The organism is Acinetobacter sp. NIPH 284 (assembly GCF_000369425.1).
Taxonomy (GTDB): Bacteria; Pseudomonadota; Gammaproteobacteria; order Pseudomonadales; family Moraxellaceae; genus Acinetobacter.
The window spans coordinates 61949-81671 of the sequence record NZ_KB850010.1; the positions used below are offsets into that span (position 1 = coordinate 61949).

The 19723-nt window shown below is 38.6% G+C and carries 17 protein-coding genes and 2 pseudogenes; 9 read left to right on the top strand and 10 right to left on the bottom strand.

Annotated elements, in window-relative coordinates:
• The first annotated feature begins 442 nt into the window (after positions 1-442).
• The gene (locus F908_RS03385; protein WP_004663040.1) at positions 443-1432 is read left to right on the top strand and encodes a LysR family transcriptional regulator; all 990 of its coding nucleotides are present in this window, start codon (positions 443-445) and stop codon (positions 1430-1432) included.
• 145 nt (positions 1433-1577) lie between these two features.
• A complete protein-coding gene (locus F908_RS03390; RefSeq protein WP_005157561.1) occupies positions 1578-2906 on the top strand; it encodes a polyamine export protein PaeA in 1329 nt (442 codons plus the stop codon).
• Positions 2907-2939: 33 nt separating this feature from the next.
• On the opposite strand, the gene F908_RS03395 is transcribed toward F908_RS03390, so the two are convergent.
• The 7 genes and pseudogenes from F908_RS03395 to F908_RS03425 all read right to left on the bottom strand — a co-directional run bounded on the left by F908_RS03395 (position 2940) and on the right by F908_RS03425 (position 9686).
• The gene (locus F908_RS03395; RefSeq protein ID WP_005157580.1) at positions 2940-3203 is read right to left on the bottom strand and encodes a ribosomal protein L7/L12; all 264 of its coding nucleotides are present in this window, start codon (positions 3201-3203) and stop codon (positions 2940-2942) included.
• A 50-nt stretch (positions 3204-3253) separates the two neighbouring features.
• Positions 3254-3769 (bottom strand): hypothetical protein, encoded by a 516-nt coding sequence (locus F908_RS03400; RefSeq protein ID WP_005157583.1) that lies wholly within the window; start codon positions 3767-3769, stop codon positions 3254-3256.
• A gap of 198 nt (positions 3770-3967) precedes the next feature.
• On the bottom strand, positions 3968-5581 hold the full coding sequence (gene cysN / locus F908_RS03405) for a sulfate adenylyltransferase subunit CysN (protein WP_005157585.1): 1614 nt from the start codon (positions 5579-5581) through the stop codon (positions 3968-3970).
• An 83-nt stretch (positions 5582-5664) separates the two neighbouring features.
• Entirely contained in the window at positions 5665-6573 is a 909-nt protein-coding gene (cysD, locus tag F908_RS03410; RefSeq protein ID WP_005157587.1) for a sulfate adenylyltransferase subunit CysD, read from the bottom strand.
• A gap of 338 nt (positions 6574-6911) precedes the next feature.
• A pseudogene (locus F908_RS03415) lies at positions 6912-7301 on the bottom strand (IS4 family transposase); the annotation flags it as partial.
• A gap of 260 nt (positions 7302-7561) precedes the next feature.
• Entirely contained in the window at positions 7562-9088 is a 1527-nt protein-coding gene (gene lysS, locus F908_RS03420; RefSeq protein ID WP_005157591.1) for a lysine--tRNA ligase, read from the bottom strand.
• A 162-nt stretch (positions 9089-9250) separates the two neighbouring features.
• A pseudogene (locus F908_RS03425) lies at positions 9251-9686 on the bottom strand (SRPBCC family protein).
• Positions 9687-10034: 348 nt separating this feature from the next.
• On the opposite strand from F908_RS03425, the gene rubA reads away from it, so the two are divergent.
• From rubA to oxyR, 4 genes are all read left to right on the top strand, one after another.
• The gene (gene rubA, locus F908_RS03430; RefSeq protein ID WP_004663059.1) at positions 10035-10199 is read left to right on the top strand and encodes a rubredoxin RubA; all 165 of its coding nucleotides are present in this window, start codon (positions 10035-10037) and stop codon (positions 10197-10199) included.
• A gap of 83 nt (positions 10200-10282) precedes the next feature.
• Positions 10283-11464 carry a rubredoxin reductase RubB gene (gene rubB / locus F908_RS03435; protein ID WP_005157594.1) on the top strand — a complete coding sequence of 394 codons (1182 nt, stop codon included), beginning with the start codon at positions 10283-10285 and terminating at the stop codon, positions 11462-11464.
• Positions 11465-11545: 81 nt separating this feature from the next.
• Positions 11546-12490 carry an esterase EstB gene (estB, locus tag F908_RS03440; RefSeq protein ID WP_005157595.1) on the top strand — a complete coding sequence of 315 codons (945 nt, stop codon included), beginning with the start codon at positions 11546-11548 and terminating at the stop codon, positions 12488-12490.
• Between the two features lie 6 nt (positions 12491-12496).
• The gene (oxyR, locus tag F908_RS03445) at positions 12497-13402 is read left to right on the top strand and encodes a LysR family transcriptional regulator OxyR (RefSeq protein WP_005157596.1); all 906 of its coding nucleotides are present in this window, start codon (positions 12497-12499) and stop codon (positions 13400-13402) included.
• A gap of 63 nt (positions 13403-13465) precedes the next feature.
• Here oxyR and dusB read toward each other — a convergent pair whose 3' ends face one another.
• Positions 13466-14491: a tRNA dihydrouridine synthase DusB gene (dusB, locus tag F908_RS03450; RefSeq protein ID WP_005157599.1), complete on the bottom strand. Its 1026-nt coding sequence runs from the start codon at positions 14489-14491 to the stop codon at positions 13466-13468.
• Positions 14492-14573: 82 nt separating this feature from the next.
• On the opposite strand from dusB, the gene F908_RS03455 reads away from it, so the two are divergent.
• From F908_RS03455 to F908_RS15380, 3 genes are all read left to right on the top strand, one after another.
• Positions 14574-15782 (top strand): DUF1615 domain-containing protein, encoded by a 1209-nt coding sequence (locus F908_RS03455; protein WP_005157605.1) that lies wholly within the window; start codon positions 14574-14576, stop codon positions 15780-15782.
• Positions 15749-16411 (top strand): HAD-IB family hydrolase, encoded by a 663-nt coding sequence (locus F908_RS03460; RefSeq protein WP_005157614.1) that lies wholly within the window; start codon positions 15749-15751, stop codon positions 16409-16411. The genes F908_RS03455 and F908_RS03460 overlap by 34 nt, the downstream gene beginning before the upstream one ends.
• Positions 16412-16488: 77 nt before the next feature.
• Positions 16489-17201, top strand: a protein-coding gene (locus tag F908_RS15380; protein WP_153560492.1) for an IS5 family transposase whose coding sequence is annotated in 2 segments (ribosomal slippage) — positions 16489-16786 and positions 16786-17201 — 714 coding nt in all. Because the reading frame shifts where the segments join, the coding sequence is not laid out codon by codon here.
• 76 nt (positions 17202-17277) lie between these two features.
• Here F908_RS15380 and proB read toward each other — a convergent pair.
• A complete protein-coding gene (proB, locus tag F908_RS03475) occupies positions 17278-18411 on the bottom strand; it encodes a glutamate 5-kinase (RefSeq protein WP_005157631.1) in 1134 nt (377 codons plus the stop codon).
• A 15-nt stretch (positions 18412-18426) separates the two neighbouring features.
• Complete coding sequence (gene cgtA, locus F908_RS03480; protein WP_005157633.1) at positions 18427-19647, bottom strand: Obg family GTPase CgtA; 1221 nt, start codon at positions 19645-19647, stop codon at positions 18427-18429.
• Between the last annotated feature and the right edge of the window lie 76 nt (positions 19648-19723).

A 19723-nucleotide genomic window follows, 5' to 3' on the forward strand; every position in this document is an offset into this window, starting at 1 on the left:
AGCTTAGTCTGTGCAAACAGATTAATCCAATATTCTTGGTTAATTTTCAGTATTTATTTATGAAATATACAGATAAAACGATATAGAATATTCAAAAAAATAAACCAAGACTTTGATATATAAATATTTTTAAAAATAAAATTCATCATAAATTATTCATTAAACAATCTAACTCGTATTATTTCTATACATTTAAAACAACTATCCAATACCAAAACATATGAATGAATAAAGCCAATAAATGCAGAAATGGCCATCGTGTTTTATATATTGAATATCATTTCCTCATGATAATGAATCTGTTATAAGCTTATTCAAATTTAATAAGACCAAACCATTCAACTATTTGCTATACCTTTTATCTCGTTTTAAGTTACACAAACGGCTTTAGTTATGTCATAATTCATCACAATTCAAAAATTTTATTTTCGGTATTTTTTTTATGAATCTGGAGCGGGTTGATCTCAATTTATTAATTTATCTTGATGTACTTCTTCGTGAAAAAAATGTCACACGTGCTGCAGAACAACTGGGTGTCACTCAACCCGCAATGAGTAATATTTTACGTCGCTTACGTAATTTATTTAACGACCCTCTACTCATTCGTTCTTCTGAAGGCATGACACCAACTGAGCGTGCACTCGAATTACAACCACGTATTCGTGATGCATTATCAGATTTGTCGATGATTCTCGAACCACGTACCGAATTTAGGCCTTATACCAGTACGCGCGTTTTTCGCATAATGACTTCCGATTATGCTGAAGCAACGCTTGTACCGCGTCTTGTAAAAGCACTTCGCTCTGAAGCGCCAAATGTTGTACTGGACTTCTTAACTCCAAGTGATGTCTCTTATCGAGATATGGAGCAAGGCAAAGTTGATCTAGCCATTAACCGCTTCAATGAAATCCCGCAAAGCTTCCATCAAGTTTTGGTATGGCGCGATAGTTTTAGCTGTATTTTAAATGATAAACACCCTGCTGTAACCCATCTCAACCTTAAAAGCTATTTAGATGCTCAACATATTTGGGTTTCTAAAACAGGTATGGGTGTTGGCTTTGGCGTAAATCCAGATAAACAAGCAGGACTTGGTTGGATTGACCAAGCTTTGGAACGAATTGGTCAGCGTCGTAAAATTTCAGTTTTTACTCGCCACTATCAAATGCCTGCACTTTTAGCGCAGAATGTTGATCTGATTGCAACATTGCCAACACGTATGGCACGTTTGCAAGCACAAAATCCTCGTCTTCTTATTAAAGACCCACCATTTTACATTCCAGAATTTGAGCTTAAAATGGCTTGGTGTCCATTGCTACACCATCATCCTGCACATCGTTGGTTAAGACAACTTATCCTCTTTGTAGCACGCCAAATGATCGAAGAAGAAAATCGTGAGTTTCTTTTAAATAATTCACAATTTTCACAATACTAAAATATTGCTTTGTAACAATATGATTTCCTCTACGGATATGCTTGTTTCATAAGCAAAATTGTTATACTGAGGTAATAACCAATTACCTCTCTTGTTTTTTTATGTTACAACATATTCATAATAAACGATGAACCACAGGTGATATGTGAGTCTCTTCCAAAATATTATTGTCATTATTCTGCTCATAACTGCGGCAGGTTTTCTCTCGCTCACTGAAATTGCACTTGCTGGCGCACGAAAAGTTAAATTAAAAATTTTGGCTGAATCTGGTGAAATTCGAGCACAAAAAGTTTTAGATTTACAGGAACAATCTGCGGACTTTTTTGCAGCCTCACAAATCGGTTTAAATGCTGTTGCTATCTTAGGCGGTATTTTAGGTGAAGCAGCTTTTCGCCCATTTTTTGTAGAAATGCTTAAACAGTTTTATGTAGGCCCTTGGCTAGAAACGATTGGTTTTGCTTTATCTTTCACTTTGGTAACTTCCCTGTTTATTTTGTTCGCGGATCTAATGCCAAAACGTTTGGCAATGATCGCCCCAGAAAAAATTTCCATTCGCGTTATTGAGCCGATTCAAGTTTTTATCAAGATTTGTAAGCCTTTAGCTTGGGGAATCAATGCAATTGCAAACTTATTGTTCCGGTTATTTAAAGTAAATACCATTCGTGATGACAATATTACGTTTGATGATATTTCTGCGGTTATGGATGCAGGAGCTCAAGCTGGTGTATTACAAAAACAAGAACACCACTTCATTGAAAATGTTTTTGAACTCGAAGAACGCACAGTACCATCAAGTATGACCACACGTGAAAATGTGGTTTATTTCACTTTAAAAGAAAATGAGAACAGTATTCGCCAGAAATTAGCCGAATATCCCTACTCCAAGTTTTTAGTTTGTAATGAACAAATTGACCAAGTCATTGGTTATGTTGATACCAAAGATATTTTGGTCCGTATCTTAAACAATCAATCCCTCCTTCAGCTGAATGAATCAACAATCCGTACTGTTCTTATTATTCCAGACACATTAACACTTTCAGAATTACTAGATCGCTTCCGTTCAACCAAAGAAAAATTTGCGGTCGTTATTAATGAATACGCCTTGGTGGTTGGTGTGATTACACTCAGCGACATCATGATTACTGTGATGGGTGATTGGGTCACACCAATGGAAGAAGATCAACAAATTATTAAGCGTGATAATCACTCATGGCTGATTGATGGTAGCACCCCAATTGAAGATGTAAAACATGTATTGGAAATTGAAGAATTTCCTGAAAATGAAAATTATGAAACGATTGCTGGTTTCATCATGTATCGTTTACGCAAAATTCCACGTCCAGCTGATGCAGTAGAATATGCGGGTTTTAAGTTTGAGGTAGTTGATATTGACCATTATAAAATCGATCAATTACTGGTCACTCAAATTATTCCCAGCTTAGAAAATGAACCACCTTCAACAACAACTGAATAACTCATAAAAATTAAGCCCTTTGAAGGGCTTAATTTATCTGGTCAAAAACCAAACTAAAATCACCAATATGATGAAAATCAAAATAAAGATTTGGATTCCGCCACGACCCCGTTGGGCTAACTGCTCCTGAATTAGCGCTTGTTCTTGTGGATGTTCTTTTAAATACCGTTCGACCAAGTCTTTGGATTCTTTCAACCCAAGACCTGTTTTCTCACGAGTAATTTTGATTGCATCTATCAACTGACCTGCTCTTAAAGCGTCTAGAGCCTCATGTGGGATCTCTATATTCAAACTCATAAATTTAACATCCTTGTTATTTATAATAATTTATTTGATTTATAGAAAATTTAATTTCCACCATATAGTGAAATTAATTGATCTAATGTAGCTTGATAATGAATTGCAATATCTTCTGATAGGATTTTATACGCACTATCGAACTGAACCATTGGCCACCCTTCTTTCCAAAATGGAAAGATGTTATGCAGATCATGAGTCACTATTGAATCTTCACGCACAATTGCTTGAGCAACCTGAGACAGAACTTGAGCTGTTTCAGCTCCATCAATTGCAAGATAATCAATACCTCGCACTTTTAAAATACGAATACGATCTTTTTTATAACGAATTTTTTTAGCTTGTCCAGAATTTAAACCTAATGCAAGTGTTACTGCTTCTACAAATTTATCTTCAAAACTTGTATTCAGTGCAACCAAAGCTTGCTTGTGTGCTTCTTGACGCCCAGCCTTCCCCCCATTACGGATGATTTCGTTCGCTTCTGCATCAAGCTTATCTTTTTTCATAGACTGTAAAATGTCTAAAATTTCGATATCGCTTAAATATTCAGGAGTTTGCTCAGTCATGGGAGTCCTTAGACAATAATTCAAAGAACTATTGTCTCATAAAAGACCTTTCAAAACAGAATAAAAAAATATCAGCTCGATATATTTATCAGTATTTTAAATTAAATCGAAGAATCAAAAACCTTCAAAGATATAAATTTCGAATTTATAAAATAAAAAAGCCTGCATGAGCAGGCTTTTAGAAGTCAGTCCAAGCTATTAAAGACGAACTAACTCCACGATTTTTTCAGCTGCTTCTTCAACTGTTTCAGCATTAATATCGGTATCTGTACCATCAACAGTTGTTGTAATAACCACTACACCTGTTTCACGCAATAAAACAGTTTGCTCAGTCGTTAAACCAACTTTTGCAATCGCAACCACACCTTGTTGAATCAACAAACTTTCCAAAGCCTGAGCCTGTTCAATCAACTGAGCAGAAACACCAATCACAGCAGGTTTCTGACCTAAGCGCGCTGCACGATCTTCAGCAGTTACAGGATTGCTATGCGCTGTCCATTCTACTGCTGCTTCAATCATCCCCGCACCAACAGTAACGTTGCTTAAGCGGTCAATAAAGATCAATGAACCCGTATAACGGCTGTCTTGATATTGGTCAAATACCACTGGAGCATCAAACTCAATTACAAGATCTGCAATTGCATTTAACTCAAGCTCTTCAACTTGAGTATGTTCAAGTGTATTTACGTTGACACGGTAATTGATCGCACTGACTTTTGCAGGAACAGTTTGCGTACCGATTTTAAGGTTATATAGTTTACCTTTCACTAGTGGATGTTCATTCATCCATACAACAGATGCACGAACACTACGCGAAATAAGCGGTTGTTCACCTGCACGAACTAAAACATTACCACGTGAGATATCAATTTCATCATTTAACGTTAAAGTAACCGCTTGACCTGCAATTGCTTGTTCAAGATTTCCATCGAAAGTGACAATTTCTTTAACAGTCGATTTTTTAGCTGAAGGTAAAGCAACGATTTCATCGCCAACGTTAATTTCACCAAGTGCAATCGTACCTGCAAAACCACGGAAATCAAGATTTGGACGATTCACATACTGAACAGGGAAACGAAATTCTTTTTTGTTCGAATCACGCTTGATTTCCACTGACTCAAGAATGCTCATCAAGGTTTGACCCTTGTACCAAGGCGTACTTGCAGATGGATTAACAACGTTGTCGCCATTCAATGCTGAAATCGGAACGAATAAAATATTCTCTGGACGACGCTCACCAAGCTGGCTTAAGAATGCATCATATTCAACTTGAATTTCGTTGAAACGAGATTCAGAGAACTCAACCAAGTCCATTTTATTGATCGCAACAACGATATTTTTAATACCAAGTAAACTTGCAATAAAAGTATGACGGCGAGTTTGCGTTTGCACACCATAACGCGCATCAATCAGGATAATCGCAAGATCAGCCGTTGATGCACCTGTTGCCATGTTACGCGTATATTGCTCATGTCCTGGCGTATCAGCAATGATGAACTTACGCTTTTCTGTAGAGAAATAACGATAGGCTACATCAATCGTAATCCCCTGTTCACGTTCAGCTTGTAAACCATCAACCAGTAAAGCAAGGTCAGGAGCATCTCCTGTTGTACCTACTTTTTTACTATCACGCGTTACTGCTTGTAATTGATCTTCATAGATCAACTTTGAATCATAAAGTAAACGACCAATTAGCGTTGACTTACCATCATCGACGTTACCGCAGGTCAAGAAGCGCAAAAGGTCTTTATTTTCGTGCTGTTTTAAATATGCCAAAATATCTTGGCTAATAAGATCTGATTGATGAGACATTGCTCAAAACTCCACAAAATTTGAAATCTAATTTTGTAATTTCCCGACATCCCTCTTTTAACAGAGGGACTTGCTTAAGGAAATTAGAAATAACCTTCCTGCTTTTTCTTTTCCATTGAGCCAGCTTCATCGTGGTCAATCATACGACCCTGACGCTCTGAACTGGTAGCCAAAAGCATTTCTTGGATAATTTCAGGCAATGTATCCGCCTCAGACTCAACTGCACCTGTTAATGGGTAACAACCAAGTGTACGGAAACGTACCGATTTCATTTGAGGAACTTCACCTTCCTTTAAACGCATACGCTCGTCATCGACCATGATTAACGTACCGCTACGCTCTACAACTGGGCGTACAGCCGAGAAGTAAAGAGGAACAAGTTGAATATTTTCTAAGTAAATATATTGCCAAATATCTAACTCAGTCCAGTTAGATAAAGGGAAAACACGAATACTCTCACCTTTGTTCACTTTACCATTGTAAAGATTCCAAAGTTCTGGACGTTGGTTTTTTGGATCCCAACGATGCTTCGTATCACGGAATGAATAAACACGTTCTTTCGCACGTGATTTTTCTTCATCACGACGTGCACCACCAAACGCAGCATCAAACTGATATTTATCTAATGCTTGTTTTAAACCCTGAGTTTTCATGATGTCGGTATATTTTGAACTACCATGATCAAATGGGTTAATGCCTGCATCACGACCTTCTTTGTTCTGATGTACGATCAAATCAAAGCCATGAGTTTTTGCCATGTTGTCACGGAATGAGATCATGTCCTTAAACTTCCAACCTGTATCTACATGCAGGAGTGGAAAAGGAAGCTTAGCAGGATAAAATGCTTTCAAGGCAAGATGTAACATGACTGCTGAATCTTTACCAATTGAATAAAGCATCACTGGATTTTCAAATTCAGCTGCAACTTCACGAATAATATGAATACTTTCTGCCTCAAGTTGCTTGAGGTGAGTTAATCTATTTTCAGTCATGTACATATCCCCCCTTATCAATGTTACCCATAAAATCTATAAGTGGTATTAAACCACCACTTGGAAGACCGTGTGGAGGAACGAGTATCATAACAACTCCAATTTTTCGTGATATCGATATTCTTACTAGTGGACAAATGAGCAATCTAGTAAAGTTTATCCATTATAATAATTTAGAACGGCTTCTTTAGCTTGTTTTTTCATATCAATATGCAAAATTGTGATATGCATAGCTCAGAAAGAAAAGAAGGACTGTTAAAAATAACATGAAATTAAATTAAACAAAAAAAGAAGTCGAATTCGGCTTCTTATCTATTTAGCTCTGTACACGACAAATTTCATAGGGCCCTTGTCCTATCAGGCTTTTTCTTCCTTAAAATTACGAGCACTTTCTTAAATTCTTCTTTTTTCCCGAAACCAATCAAACGTAGAATAGCCATTTGAACATAGTCCAAACCGTAGCGAAATAAACTTAGTGAAAGTCGTCCATGCTTCTTTAGTTTTATGGCTTTTTTTTGATCATGTTGCCATTCACCTGTTAAATAGCACCAACAGAAACCGATAGCTAGGACTCGTCTAGGGTCTGTTAAACGAGTATTTTCAAGATTGAATCCACGTCCTTTGAGACAACTAAATAAGGTTTCGATTTCCCAGCGTAATGCATAATCACGAATAGCTGAAGCATTAAACATAGGAAAAACAAAAAGTAAAAGTTCTCCATCTTCTATTAGATGCAGAAGAAAGGTTACATGTCTGTTTTACAATTAATGCCAGCATAATCAGTGTAAAACATTTTACATGTGACTTGTTCCACTTTCGATATTTGTTTAAGATGAGATGTAACTCATTGAAATGTGTCATCATATTCGTCGTCAAAAAACAAGTATTATGCCATTATTTCAATGAGTTATCTTTTTTTGTCATGTACAAAGCCAACAAAATAAAAAGCCACTTTTAAAGTGGCCTTTTATTAATAATAAGTGAGTAATTAATCTTTACGGCGCATGTGTGGGAATAACAATACATCACGAATACTTGGCGCATTAGCAAATAGCATAACCAAACGATCAATACCAATACCTTCACCTGCTGTTGGCGGTAAACCGTATTCTAGTGCTTCAATAAAGTCCGCATCGTAATGCATTGCCTCATCATCACCAGCATCTTTTTCTTCAACCTGTGCTTGGAAACGCTCAGCCTGATCAATTGGATCATTTAACTCAGAGAAACCATTGGCTAACTCACGACCACCAATAAAGAACTCAAAACGATCGGTAATGTGTGGATTATCATCATTACGACGAGCGAGTGGTGAGGTTTCAGCTGGATACTCTGTAATGAATGTTGGTTGACGAAGTTTAGTTTCAACAGTTTCTTCAAACACGATTGTTTGTAATTTGCCTAAACCGAAACCAGGCTTCACTTTTTCTTTCAACACATCTTGAGTAAATTTAGCCAAGAACTCACGATCATTTACATTTTCAGGCGTAAAGTCTGGATTGTGCTCAAGAATGGCGTCAAACATTGATATTTTCTTGAATGGACCTTTGAAGCTATACACCTCATCACCATAAGGCACATCGGTAGAACCTAAAATGTCGACTGCCAATTTCTCAAGCATGTTTTCAGTCAATGCCATCAAGTCTTTATAATCAGCGTAGGCTTGATAAAACTCGATCATGGTAAATTCAGGGTTATGACGTGTTGACACCCCCTCATTACGGAAGTTACGGTTAATTTCAAACACACGCTCAAAACCACCCACTACAAGGCGCTTTAAATAGAGCTCTGGCGCGATACGCAAATAGAGTTCCATATCCAATGCATTATGATGTGTTACGAATGGTTTTGCAGATGCACCACCCGGGATCACATGCATCATTGGTGTCTCAACTTCCATGAAACGCTCATTAGTTAAGAACGCACGAATACCTGCAACCACTTTGGCACGAATTTCAAAAGTCTTACGTGTTTCTTCGTTGACGATCAAATCTAAATAACGCTTGCGATATTTCGCTTCTGTGTCAGTTAAACCATGGAATTTATCTGGAAGCGGACGAAGTGATTTGGTTAATAATTCAAATCCTTCAAGGTGTACATATAAGTCACCTTTGCCAGAACGTCCGATATAACCTTCACCGGCAATAATATCGCCGAGATCTAGGCTTTTAATCGTTTCTAAAACGTCTGCTGGCAAACCTTTACGATCTACATAAAGTTGGATACGACCTGTCATATCTTGGATCACAATAAATGACCCACGGTTCAACATGACACGACCCGCGACTTTTACATAAACTTTTTCAGCACCTTCGATTTGTGCTTTATCTTGATCTTTAAATTGTTCCTGTAAGTCACCTGTATAGTGCTCACGTTTAAAGGTATTCGGCCAAGGACTTTTACCGCTTTGTTTAGCAGTCTCTTGGATTTGCTTTAACTTGGCATGACGCTGTGCGATTAAATCGTTTTCGGAAAGTGTTTGTTCAGAAGTCGATTGAGCGTTTTGTTGCGTCATCTCTGCCTCGATTTAAGTAAAATTGAAGTGGCATAGAATAGCAGATCAAAGCCCATTTTCGCACCATTTCAGTCACACAATCGTGAAAAAAGCAAAGATTTATCAATTTCAAAGCGAAAATAATACTTTTATCTTGCAATAAATATGTACTTAAAATGATTTCTATTGCTCAGCGAATTGTTTAACCAAAGCTAACCCTTTTTCAAATCCTTGATTCATCATTTCAATATATTGGGGTTGAATATCCACTTCTACATAGAGTTGAGTAAAGTCATCCGAATCAAATAACATGTACTTTTCTAATGCACCTGCCCAAGATTTTACATCGTCACTTTCAGTATCTTCCTCTCCATCTTGAATCATCCCGATATGTTTAAAAATAATCACATTCGGCTCATATAAACGTTCGATTGTTGAAATCATGCCACCCCCTTATCATCATAGAAATAGGTTTTACCGCCTACTTTCTAGTCTGATCGTATGGTCGAGTTGCAAGAAAAAAATGGGTTCAAGCTTGGTAACTTTCTTTTTGCCATAATATTTCCCACACTTTTTGCTTCGAAGCCTTAATTTCAATATCGTAAGATAAAGTCTGCATTTTTGTTTTCTCCATAATTTTGGTGTTATTTTTGATCTTTTAATTTTAAATGGTTATTTTTCACCCACTCTATATTTATACTTTTACTGTTTTTAAAAAGCTATAAGCATATACATATCTACAAAAATTAGAGTAATTGCTCAAATAGCAAGACTTTCAGAACAAATTGCCATTCCACTTTCTACATAAATGATTAAACTCTTGCATTTGCTTTACTTAAATGGCGTTCTGCGTAAAAATCTAACTCCTGATCAACACAAGTTTGTTGTATTGCAGCGATCGTAGCGACATTATGGAATAGTTTTACTGAAAGGCAATTTGAGCATACCTATCAGTTTGGAGAGTCACATGAAAAAATATCAATGTATCGTTTGTGGGTGGATTTACGACGAAGCAGATGGTTGGCCACAAGACGGCATTGCAGCAGGTACCAAATGGGAAGATATCCCTGATGATTGGACTTGCCCAGATTGCGGCGTTTCAAAAGCTGATTTTGAAATGATTGAAATCTAAATAGATCTAAAAGACCGTGATCATGATCATGGTCTTTTTTTTCCTATCGTTTGTTTTTATTGAAAGAAATACTGGAGAATATAATGCATCCTATCGTCATCATCGGATCGGGCATGGCAGGCTATACTGTTGCACGTGAGTTTCGCAAACTCAGCCCAGAACAAGAACTCGTTATGATCTGCGCAGATGATGCGGTAAATTATGCAAAACCAACATTATCTAATGCCTTTGCAGGGAATAAAGCACCTGAACAAATTGCCCTAGGTGATGCAGCTAAAATGGCAACGCAACTGAATATGCGCATTGAAGCTGAAACCTTGGTGAAAGAAATTAATGCTGAACAACATGAAATCACTTTAGAAAAAAATGGTGAAATTTTCACTCAACCTTATTCAAAACTGGTCCTTGCAGTAGGTGCAAACCCAATTCGTTTAGCAATTGCTGGTGATGGTAGTGATGATATTCATGTCGTGAACTCCTTGATCGACTACCGTACGTTCCGTGAAAATTTAGCAAAGCGTAAAGATAAACGCGTTGTGATTCTAGGCGCTGGGTTAATTGGCTGTGAATTTGCCAATGATTTATTACATAGCAACTACGATGTCACCGTAATTGATCTTGCACCACAACCACTTGGTCGCTTGCTACCAAATCACGTTGCTGAAGCATTTAAAACCAATTTAGAACAAGCGGGTATTAAATTCGCATTGTCGACCACTGTTGAAAAAGTAACGAAAATCAATGATGGTGAAGATTACGAAGTGACTTTGGCAACAGGTCAGACTTTAATTGCAGATATCGTTCTTTCAGCGATTGGTTTACAGCCAAATATATCTTTAGCAAAAGCTGCAGATATTCAAACAAGTCGCGGCATCATTACCAATACCCTATTGGAAACCAACCAGCCTGACATCTATGCGGTGGGTGACTGTGCAGAAGTGAATGGAACATTACTGCCATATGTCATGCCAATCATGCAACAAGCACGTGCATTAGCAAAAACACTGAGCGGGCAAAGTACTGCTGTACACTACCCTGCAATGCCTGTTGCGGTAAAAACACCTGCTGCACCATTGACTGTATTACCTGCACCAATTGGTGTGGACGTGAATTGGGAAACTGAAGAGTTTGAAGATGGTATGCTTGCTAGAGCAGCAGATGATGAAGGTACATTGAGAGGTTTTGTGCTTTTAGGTGCGACTGCAAGCAAACAACGTTTAACTTTAACCAAACTTGTTCCAGACTTGATTCCAGCACAAGTTTAAGGTTTAAATTAGAGTCTGTTAAGAAAGAAATTTCTAGCAGACTCTAATTCTATAAAAAGAATTCAATTCGGAATGAATGCCATGAACAGTGCTTTACAATTTAATGTGTCACCTTATGCTCCATTTATGCAAGAAACCAAAGTCACTTTAGGTAATGGTATTGAACTGCATGTTGAAATGGGCGGCAATCCAGAACACCCAACAATTCTGTTGATTATGGGTTTAGGTGCTCAAATGCTGTTTTGGCCTGACTTCTTTTGTAAATCATTGATTGATCAAGGCTTCCGCGTTATCCGTTTCGATAATCGTGATATTGGTTTATCTTCAAAAATTCGTGAAAAAAGAAAACGCCTCAATACCATGAAACTCATGAGTCGCTTCATCATTGGGCTTGGTAACGAAGGTGCACCTTACACTTTATATGATATGGCTGATGATGTTTCGATGTTAATCGACCAATTGGGGCTTGAAAAAACATATCTCATAGGCGCTTCAATGGGTGGCATGATCTCTCAAATCGTAGCAGCGAAATATCCAGAAAAAGTTGAGAAAGTAGGATTATTATTTACCAGTAATAATCAACCCTTCCTGCCACCGCCGTTTCCAAAACAACTTTTCAGTTTATTAGGCAAACCTGAAGCACATGACGAAGATGCGATTGTGAATCATAGTTTGAAAGTATTTCATATTATTGGATCACCAGGTTATGTGAATCAAGTTGAAGCAATTCAAACCATTCGTAAACTATATCGCCGTAGTTTTTACCCAGCGGGTGTACTTCAACAGTTTTTAGCAATATTATGTACAGGTTCTTTGTTAGCATTGAACAAAAATATTACTCAACCGACTTTGGTTGTACATGGTTCAAAAGATCGTTTATTACCACCAAGTCACGGGAAAGCTGTTGCAAAGGCGATTTCTGGTGCTAAATTTGAATTAATTCAAGGAATGGGGCATGATATTCCTGCTCACTTCATTCCACAACTTAGCGGTTTGTTTGCTCATCACTTTAGATCATCACACTAGGACTCTATGGCTGCATTACCCTCATTAAGACAGCTATCGTATTTAGTTACGTTGTCAGAAACTTTACATTTTACTGAAGCTGCGCGCCGTTCATTTGTCACTCAGTCTACTTTGTCGGGTGGTATCATGGAACTAGAGCGCCTCTTAGGTGGCGTCCTAGTTGAGCGTGATCGTCAAAACGTTCGTTTAACCCCATTAGGCGAACAAGTCGTTGCACGTGCACGAGTATTACTTGCCGATGCACAAGATTTAATGCGCCTAAGTAGAGAAATGAGTGAACCATTAACAGGTGATCTACATCTCGGTATTATTCCTACGATTGCACCATTTATTTTGACTCAACTACTTGATGAAGTGCATCGACAACTGCCGAAGATTCAGCTTCATTTACATGAAGCTCAAAGTGAGAAAATCGTAGAAAAGCTAGAACACGGCAATTTAGATATGATTGTTCTGGCGCTTCCTTTTGACACTCGTGGATTAAAAGTTGCAGAAATTGCAAAAGAAAATTTATTTGTTGTCTACAATAAAAATGACAAGAATGCTGAGAATGCAAACTCACTAGATGATTTGGACTTATCGCGTCTCATGCTACTCGAAGAAGGTCATTGTTTACGAGATCACACCTTAAGTGCCTGCCCTGTGGGTGAGCGCAAAAATGATCATCGTTTAAAGGCAAGCTCTCTTCCAACTTTAGTGGAAATGGTGTCGTCAAATCTTGGCTTTACACTGCTACCCGAAATTGCCTTGAAAAACAGCATGATTCATTTCAATGAAGAAATTGCAGTAAAATCAATTGAAGATGCCCCGAACCGCACATTGGCATTGGTGACACGAAAAAGCACACCATTACAAAGTGAATTTGATGTGATCTTTCAAATTCTGCAAAAAATCACTGCACATTTAGAGTAATCGGAAGCCTGTAATGAAACTCATCCATCATTACAGGCTTTTAAACAAATAAAAATAGCATCACTATTTAATGTCTAGTAAATTGAGTTGTTCAACTTCCACATCACTCATACGCTGCCCTAGATCAAGCAATTGATCAAAATATGCTTCTACAACCTTGGCCTGATCAGCAGTACTCTCTACTTTATACATACTTTGGCGAAATTCATTACTCGAACGCAAGCCTTTGGTGTACCAAGCAATATGCTTGCGCGCAATACGACAACCAGAATATTCGCCATAGAATTGATATAATTCTGATAAATGCCCTAATAGCACAGCTTTGACTTCAGCAATATCAGGCGCTGCCAAGTGTTTACCTGTTTTTAAGTAATGTGCTATTTCCCGAAATATCCATGGTCGACCTTGTGCAGCACGTCCAATCATAATCGCGTCTGCGCCAGTATAGTCTAGGACATATTTAGCTTTCTCAGGACTATCAATATCACCATTGGCAATCAATGGAATATCAATCAGTTCTTTTACCTGCTTAATCAGCTCATAACGGGCTGTGTTCAAATACATATCTTCACGCGTACGACCATGTAAGGCTAAAGCTGAAATTCCTGATTCTTCAGCACGTTTTGCCACACGCAAAATATTTTCATGACCATTTAAAAATCCTAGTCGGGTTTTTAAAGTCACTGGCACATCCACGGCCGCAACCACCGCATCTAGAATTCGGGCTACTAAATCTTCATCTTGTAATAATGCTGAACCTGCCAACTTGTTACAAACCTTTTTGGCTGGACAACCCATATTGATATCAACGATTTGTGCACCGTTAGCGACTTGGTAACGAGCAGCTTCCGCAAGTTGCTCTGGGTCAGAACCCGCAATTTGTGCTGAAATTGGCGCAAGTTCGCCATCAAAATTTGCCCGATATAAACTTTTCTTACTCATACGTAAGGTTTTATCAGCCGTCATCATTTCACTTACGGCATGACCTGCACCAAAATATTTACATAGTGTCCGAAAGGGTCTATCTGTTACGCCTGCCATAGGTGCAACAATCAAATTATTTGACAGTTGATATGAACCGATATACATATATATTCTTACAAATTCTGAGCAACATAGTATACTTCATTCGCCCATTTGACTCATCTTTTTATGTGGTGTTGTTCTGATTATGAATAAATCATTCCCTACTCGTCCTTTATTAAAAATTATGGGCATCCTCACTGCATGTCTCAGCTTGACAGCTTGTGGAGATAAAGCATGGTGGTCTAATGGTAAAGAACCAGAAATGGAAGCAGAACAAATTAAGAAAGTGCTTCCCCCTCGTGTAAATGATCGCCAGTCATGGGCGCAAGATATTTTTGATATCATGCAACAACTCAGTATTCCTAAATCCAAGGAAAATGTGTGCAGTATTGTTGCTGTTGTAGATCAAGAATCCAACTTTGTTGCTGATCCAGCCGTCCCAGGACTTGGAGAAAAAGCAGTACAAGAAATTAATACTCGACTCAAAGAAAAATTTGAAGCAAAGTTGGGTGAAACCATCGGCGGAACAATTGCAGGCTATTTTGAGGACGTACTCAAAAATCAACCTTCTCCAGAAAATAATTACATGAGTCAAATGCGTAAAGTTAAAACGGAGCGCGAGCTGGATTTGCTCTACCGTGAGATTTTCGACTACATGTCAAAACATTATCATGTCAGTGCATTAACGGGTGCAGCGAAACTCGTTGGACAAGATATCGGGGAAAAAATGAATCCAATTACGACATTGGGTTCAATGCAAGTTCATATTAATTACGCCAAAGAACATAAACGCCAAAGTGGTAGTATTGCCGAATTGCGTAATGATCTGTATACCCAATATGGGGGTTTATACTATGGTATTCATCGATTAATGGAATATCCTGCTGATTATGACAAAGCAATCTATCGCTTTGCAGACTACAATTCTGGTGTTTACTCAAGTCGAAATGCAGCGTTTCAAAGCATGTTAAATGCACTTACCAAGACTGAAATCAGTCTCGATGGTGATCTATTACTTTACAATAAAGATGGTGATGTGAAATCAACCCAAAGCCAAAGTGAAAAAGAGCTCATCGCTGTTTTTGCTCAAAATAATATTTTAGTGACACCACGCCAAATTCGTGATGATTTGAAAAAAGAGAAAGAGAAAAAATTTGAAGATACTCAAACTTATTTAGCTGTACAAAAGCTATATCAAAATAAAACCAAAAAAGAACCAATTTATGCAACCATGCCACAAGTCGTTATTTCAGGACCAAAACTGAGTCGTGATTACAATACAAACTGGTTTGCAAGCCGTGTAAATGGACGATATGAGACATGCATGCAAAGAGCCAAACGCATAAAACTGTAAATCTTGCTTTATTTGACTTTGATGGCACGCTCTATCCTAAAGATAGTTTTACGGGGTTTATTTTCTTTACCCTATCAAAGCGTCACATTGTAAAAAAAGGCTTAACAATACTCCCTTGGATTCAAGCCTATTATTTACGCTTATATCCTGCACATGCGATGAGACCTCGACTATTTCAAACGATGTTTGAAGGTATCTCCGCCACATTTGTTGAAAATTTGGTTGATGAATATGCGCAAAAATTAATAAAACAATTAGATCCAGCTTTACTAAAGCAGCTTTATCTCCATCAACAGCGTGGTGATCATATTGTTCTTGTTTCTGCGTCAGTCGATTTATATTTAGCACCAATCTGTGAATTGCTTAATATTGAGTTGATTTGCACCCAAACAGAAATTAAGAATGGTACTTTAACGGGTCGTTATCGCTCTGAAGATTGTAGCCGTGAACAGAAAAAATTACGGATTTTGCAACGATATAATTTAGAAGACTACCAATATATCTATGCTTATGGAAATAGCGAAGAAGATCTAGATATGTTGTCATTGGCTGACCACCCGTACATGATGGGAGAAAATAAATCACTTCCAGAATTAAAATTTGAGGCACTAAGAGTTAGGGCTTGTTGAGAATTAACAAAGGGTAGTGATTAATTTATAATAGTACTATGGATAGATACATACTTACTGATGCCCAATGAGCAAAAATGGAACCTTTTTGCCTAGGTAAAGTGACCGATCGAGGTCGTAGTGGAAAAGATAATCGATTATTTTTAGAAGCAGTCCTCTGGATTGCCCGTACAGGCAGTCCATGGCGTGATCTACCTGCTCATTTTGGTAAATGGAATACCGTCTTTAAAAGATACCGTGATTGGGTGAAAGCTGGTGTATTTGAAACTATTTTTGCATCTGTAAATGAAGATGTTGATTTGGAATACGCCATGATTGATGGAACGATTGTTAAAGTTCATCGACATGGCCAAGGTGCAAAAGGGGGACTTTCAAACAGTCTATAGGTAAATCTCGAGGTGGAATGACCTGTAAAATTCTTGCCTTAGTGGATAGTCTAGGCAACCTCATTAAGTTTCGATTAATGCCTGGTCAATATCACGATTTAGTAGAAACCAAACCTTTAATCGAAGATGTTGATTTTCAAGCATTACTAGCGGATAAAGCATTTGATGCAGATTGGCTCATCCAAGAACTCAATGAACGTAAAGTGAAAGTGGTGATCCCACCTAAATCTAATCGAAAAGTAATGAGAGCATTTGATACGATTATGTATAAATGGCGTCATCTCATTGAAAACTATTTCTGTAAGTTAAAAGAATTTAAACGTATAGCGATGCGTAGTTGTAAAACAGATACGAGTTTTGAAGCTATGATTCAATTGTGCGCGAGTTTAATTAACTCTCGGTAATTCTCAACAGACCCTAGTCCCAATATAGAACGAACGTAAAAAAGCTCGCCTAAGCGAGCTGTTTTTATATTTGTATTTAGTAAATTGCCATGTGGTCTCGATGAATCATTTCTAAAGAACGAGCCTCACCTAAAACTTGGTAGACTTTCTCAGAAGGTAAACCCTTCACCATTTCTGCTGAACGAGAACTAAAATTCACACGACCAACAGCAATACGAGCACCATTCTTATCAACACATTCAACCACATCACCGCGATCAAAATGACCTTCAATCGCTTTCACACCAACAGGCAATAAACTACGATGCTTCAGTTTAATCGCTTCAACAGCACCATCATCTATCACTAAACGACCTGCGGTTTGCAAATGAGCTGCAAGCCATTGTTGATGAGCGGTCACACGGTCATTATCTGTGGTAAATAATGTTCCCAACATTTCACCAACCATCAGGCGAGCAAGCACATTTTCACTTTCACCACTAGCAATTAAAGTAGGACAACCAGATTTCGCTGCAAGACGTGCTGCACGAACTTTAGTCACCATACCGCCACGCCCAAGTACACCGCCACCGCCTGCCATTTCAAACAGGCTGTCATCCAGCGCCCGAACCGCAGAAAACAGTTTAGCATTTGGGTTGCTTCGAGGGTCAGAGTCGAACATGCCCTGCTGATCTGTCAAAATAATCAACAGCTCAGCCTGAACCTGCCCCGCCACCATTGCGGCTAAAGTATCGTTATCACCAAAACGAATCTCATCGGTAGATACGGTATCATTTTCATTAATGACAGGAATCACACGCCAATCGATCAAGTTCTGCAAAGCATCACAAGAGTTGAGGTAACGACGACGATCAGCAAGATCATCATGCGTGAGTAAGACTTGTGCTGTTTGAATCCCATGTTGATCCAATACGCTTGACCACGTATGGATTAAACCCATTTGGCCAATAGCAGCACAAGCTTGCAAACTGGGTAAATCAGTGGGTCGACTCGCAAGTTTCATGCGTACCATCCCTTCCGCAACCGCACCTGAAGACACTAAAATAATTTCGTGCCCAGCATTGTGTAGATCCGCAATTTGTTTCGCCCAATGCGAAATTGCATTTAAATCTAGACCTTGCCCATTTGCAGTGAGTAAAGATGATCCGATTTTAACAACGATTCGTTTACACGCATTGAGCTGACGTTGCCCATCGACCACTTCTATCATTTTTTCCTCGGTTCACTAATCACGAACGTAAATGCTTTCTACGCCGCCTTCATCCTCATCGTCATCAAAATCATCTTCATCGTATTCTAAGCCAGCTTCACGCTGAGCCTTACGCATAGCACGATAAGCTTCTTTTGCTGCGATGGTTTGTTCACGTGTCTCAGCCTCAAGCTGCTCACGGAATGCTTTCATTTCTGCTGCATACTCAGGATCTTCAACTTCACGCTCACGCTGTTGCTCGATCTGATCCATTAAGTAATAAACAACTTCTTTCGTCCCTTCCGACATCAAACCAGAAGTTTTAAATACAGGACCTTTCCATTGCAATTCATCAAGAATATGCTGACACCACTCTTCTCTTGATTCTTCAGGAAGTTGGTCAAGTTTGTTCAAGACAAGAACCACAGGGAGCTTTGCCAAAGTTGGTGAGAATTTCACTAACTCACCCAAAATTGCTTTGGCGTTATGCGCTGGATCTGAACCATCAATCGGTTGAACATCAACAATATGCAACAGGATACGAGTACGTGCCAAATGCTTAAGGAAACGAATCCCAAGACCCGCACCTTCTGCTGCACCTTCAATCAGACCTGGAATATCGGCCATGACGAATGAACGATGACGGTCTGCATCAACCACCCCAAGATTAGGAATCATTGTGGTAAATGGATAATCCGCAACTTTTGGTTTTGCCGCACTGACTGCACGAATAAACGTTGATTTACCAGCATTTGGCATACCCAACAAGCCAACATCTGCAAGTACTTTCAACTCTAAACGTACTTCGCGGTATTCACCTTTGATACCATGAGTGCATTTACGTGGAGAACGATTCGTTGAAGACTTAAAGTGTGTGTTACCTAAACCACCATCACCACCATTGGCTACTTTGACACGTTGACCATCAGCAACCAAATCACCAATAATATCACCAGACTCAATATCAACGATGGTTGTACCTACAGGTACTCTTAAAACAACATCTTCACCACCGCGACCTGAACAGTTTGCACCACGACCATTTTTACCACGTTCAGCGCGGAATCGACGCGTATAACGATAATCTACGAGCGTACCTGTGTCATCATCGGCTTGGATATAAACACTTCCACCACGTCCCCCGTCTCCACCATCTGGACCACCAAAAGGGACAAATTTTTCACGGCGAAAACTGGCTACGCCATTGCCACCGTCGCCAGCCTCTACGGTTATGACTGCTTCATCAACAAAGCGCATGTGCCAATCCTCTAAATTCTTAAAAGCGGACTATTTTGCCACATTTTAATAAATTTCTCGAATAGATTTACTCAGC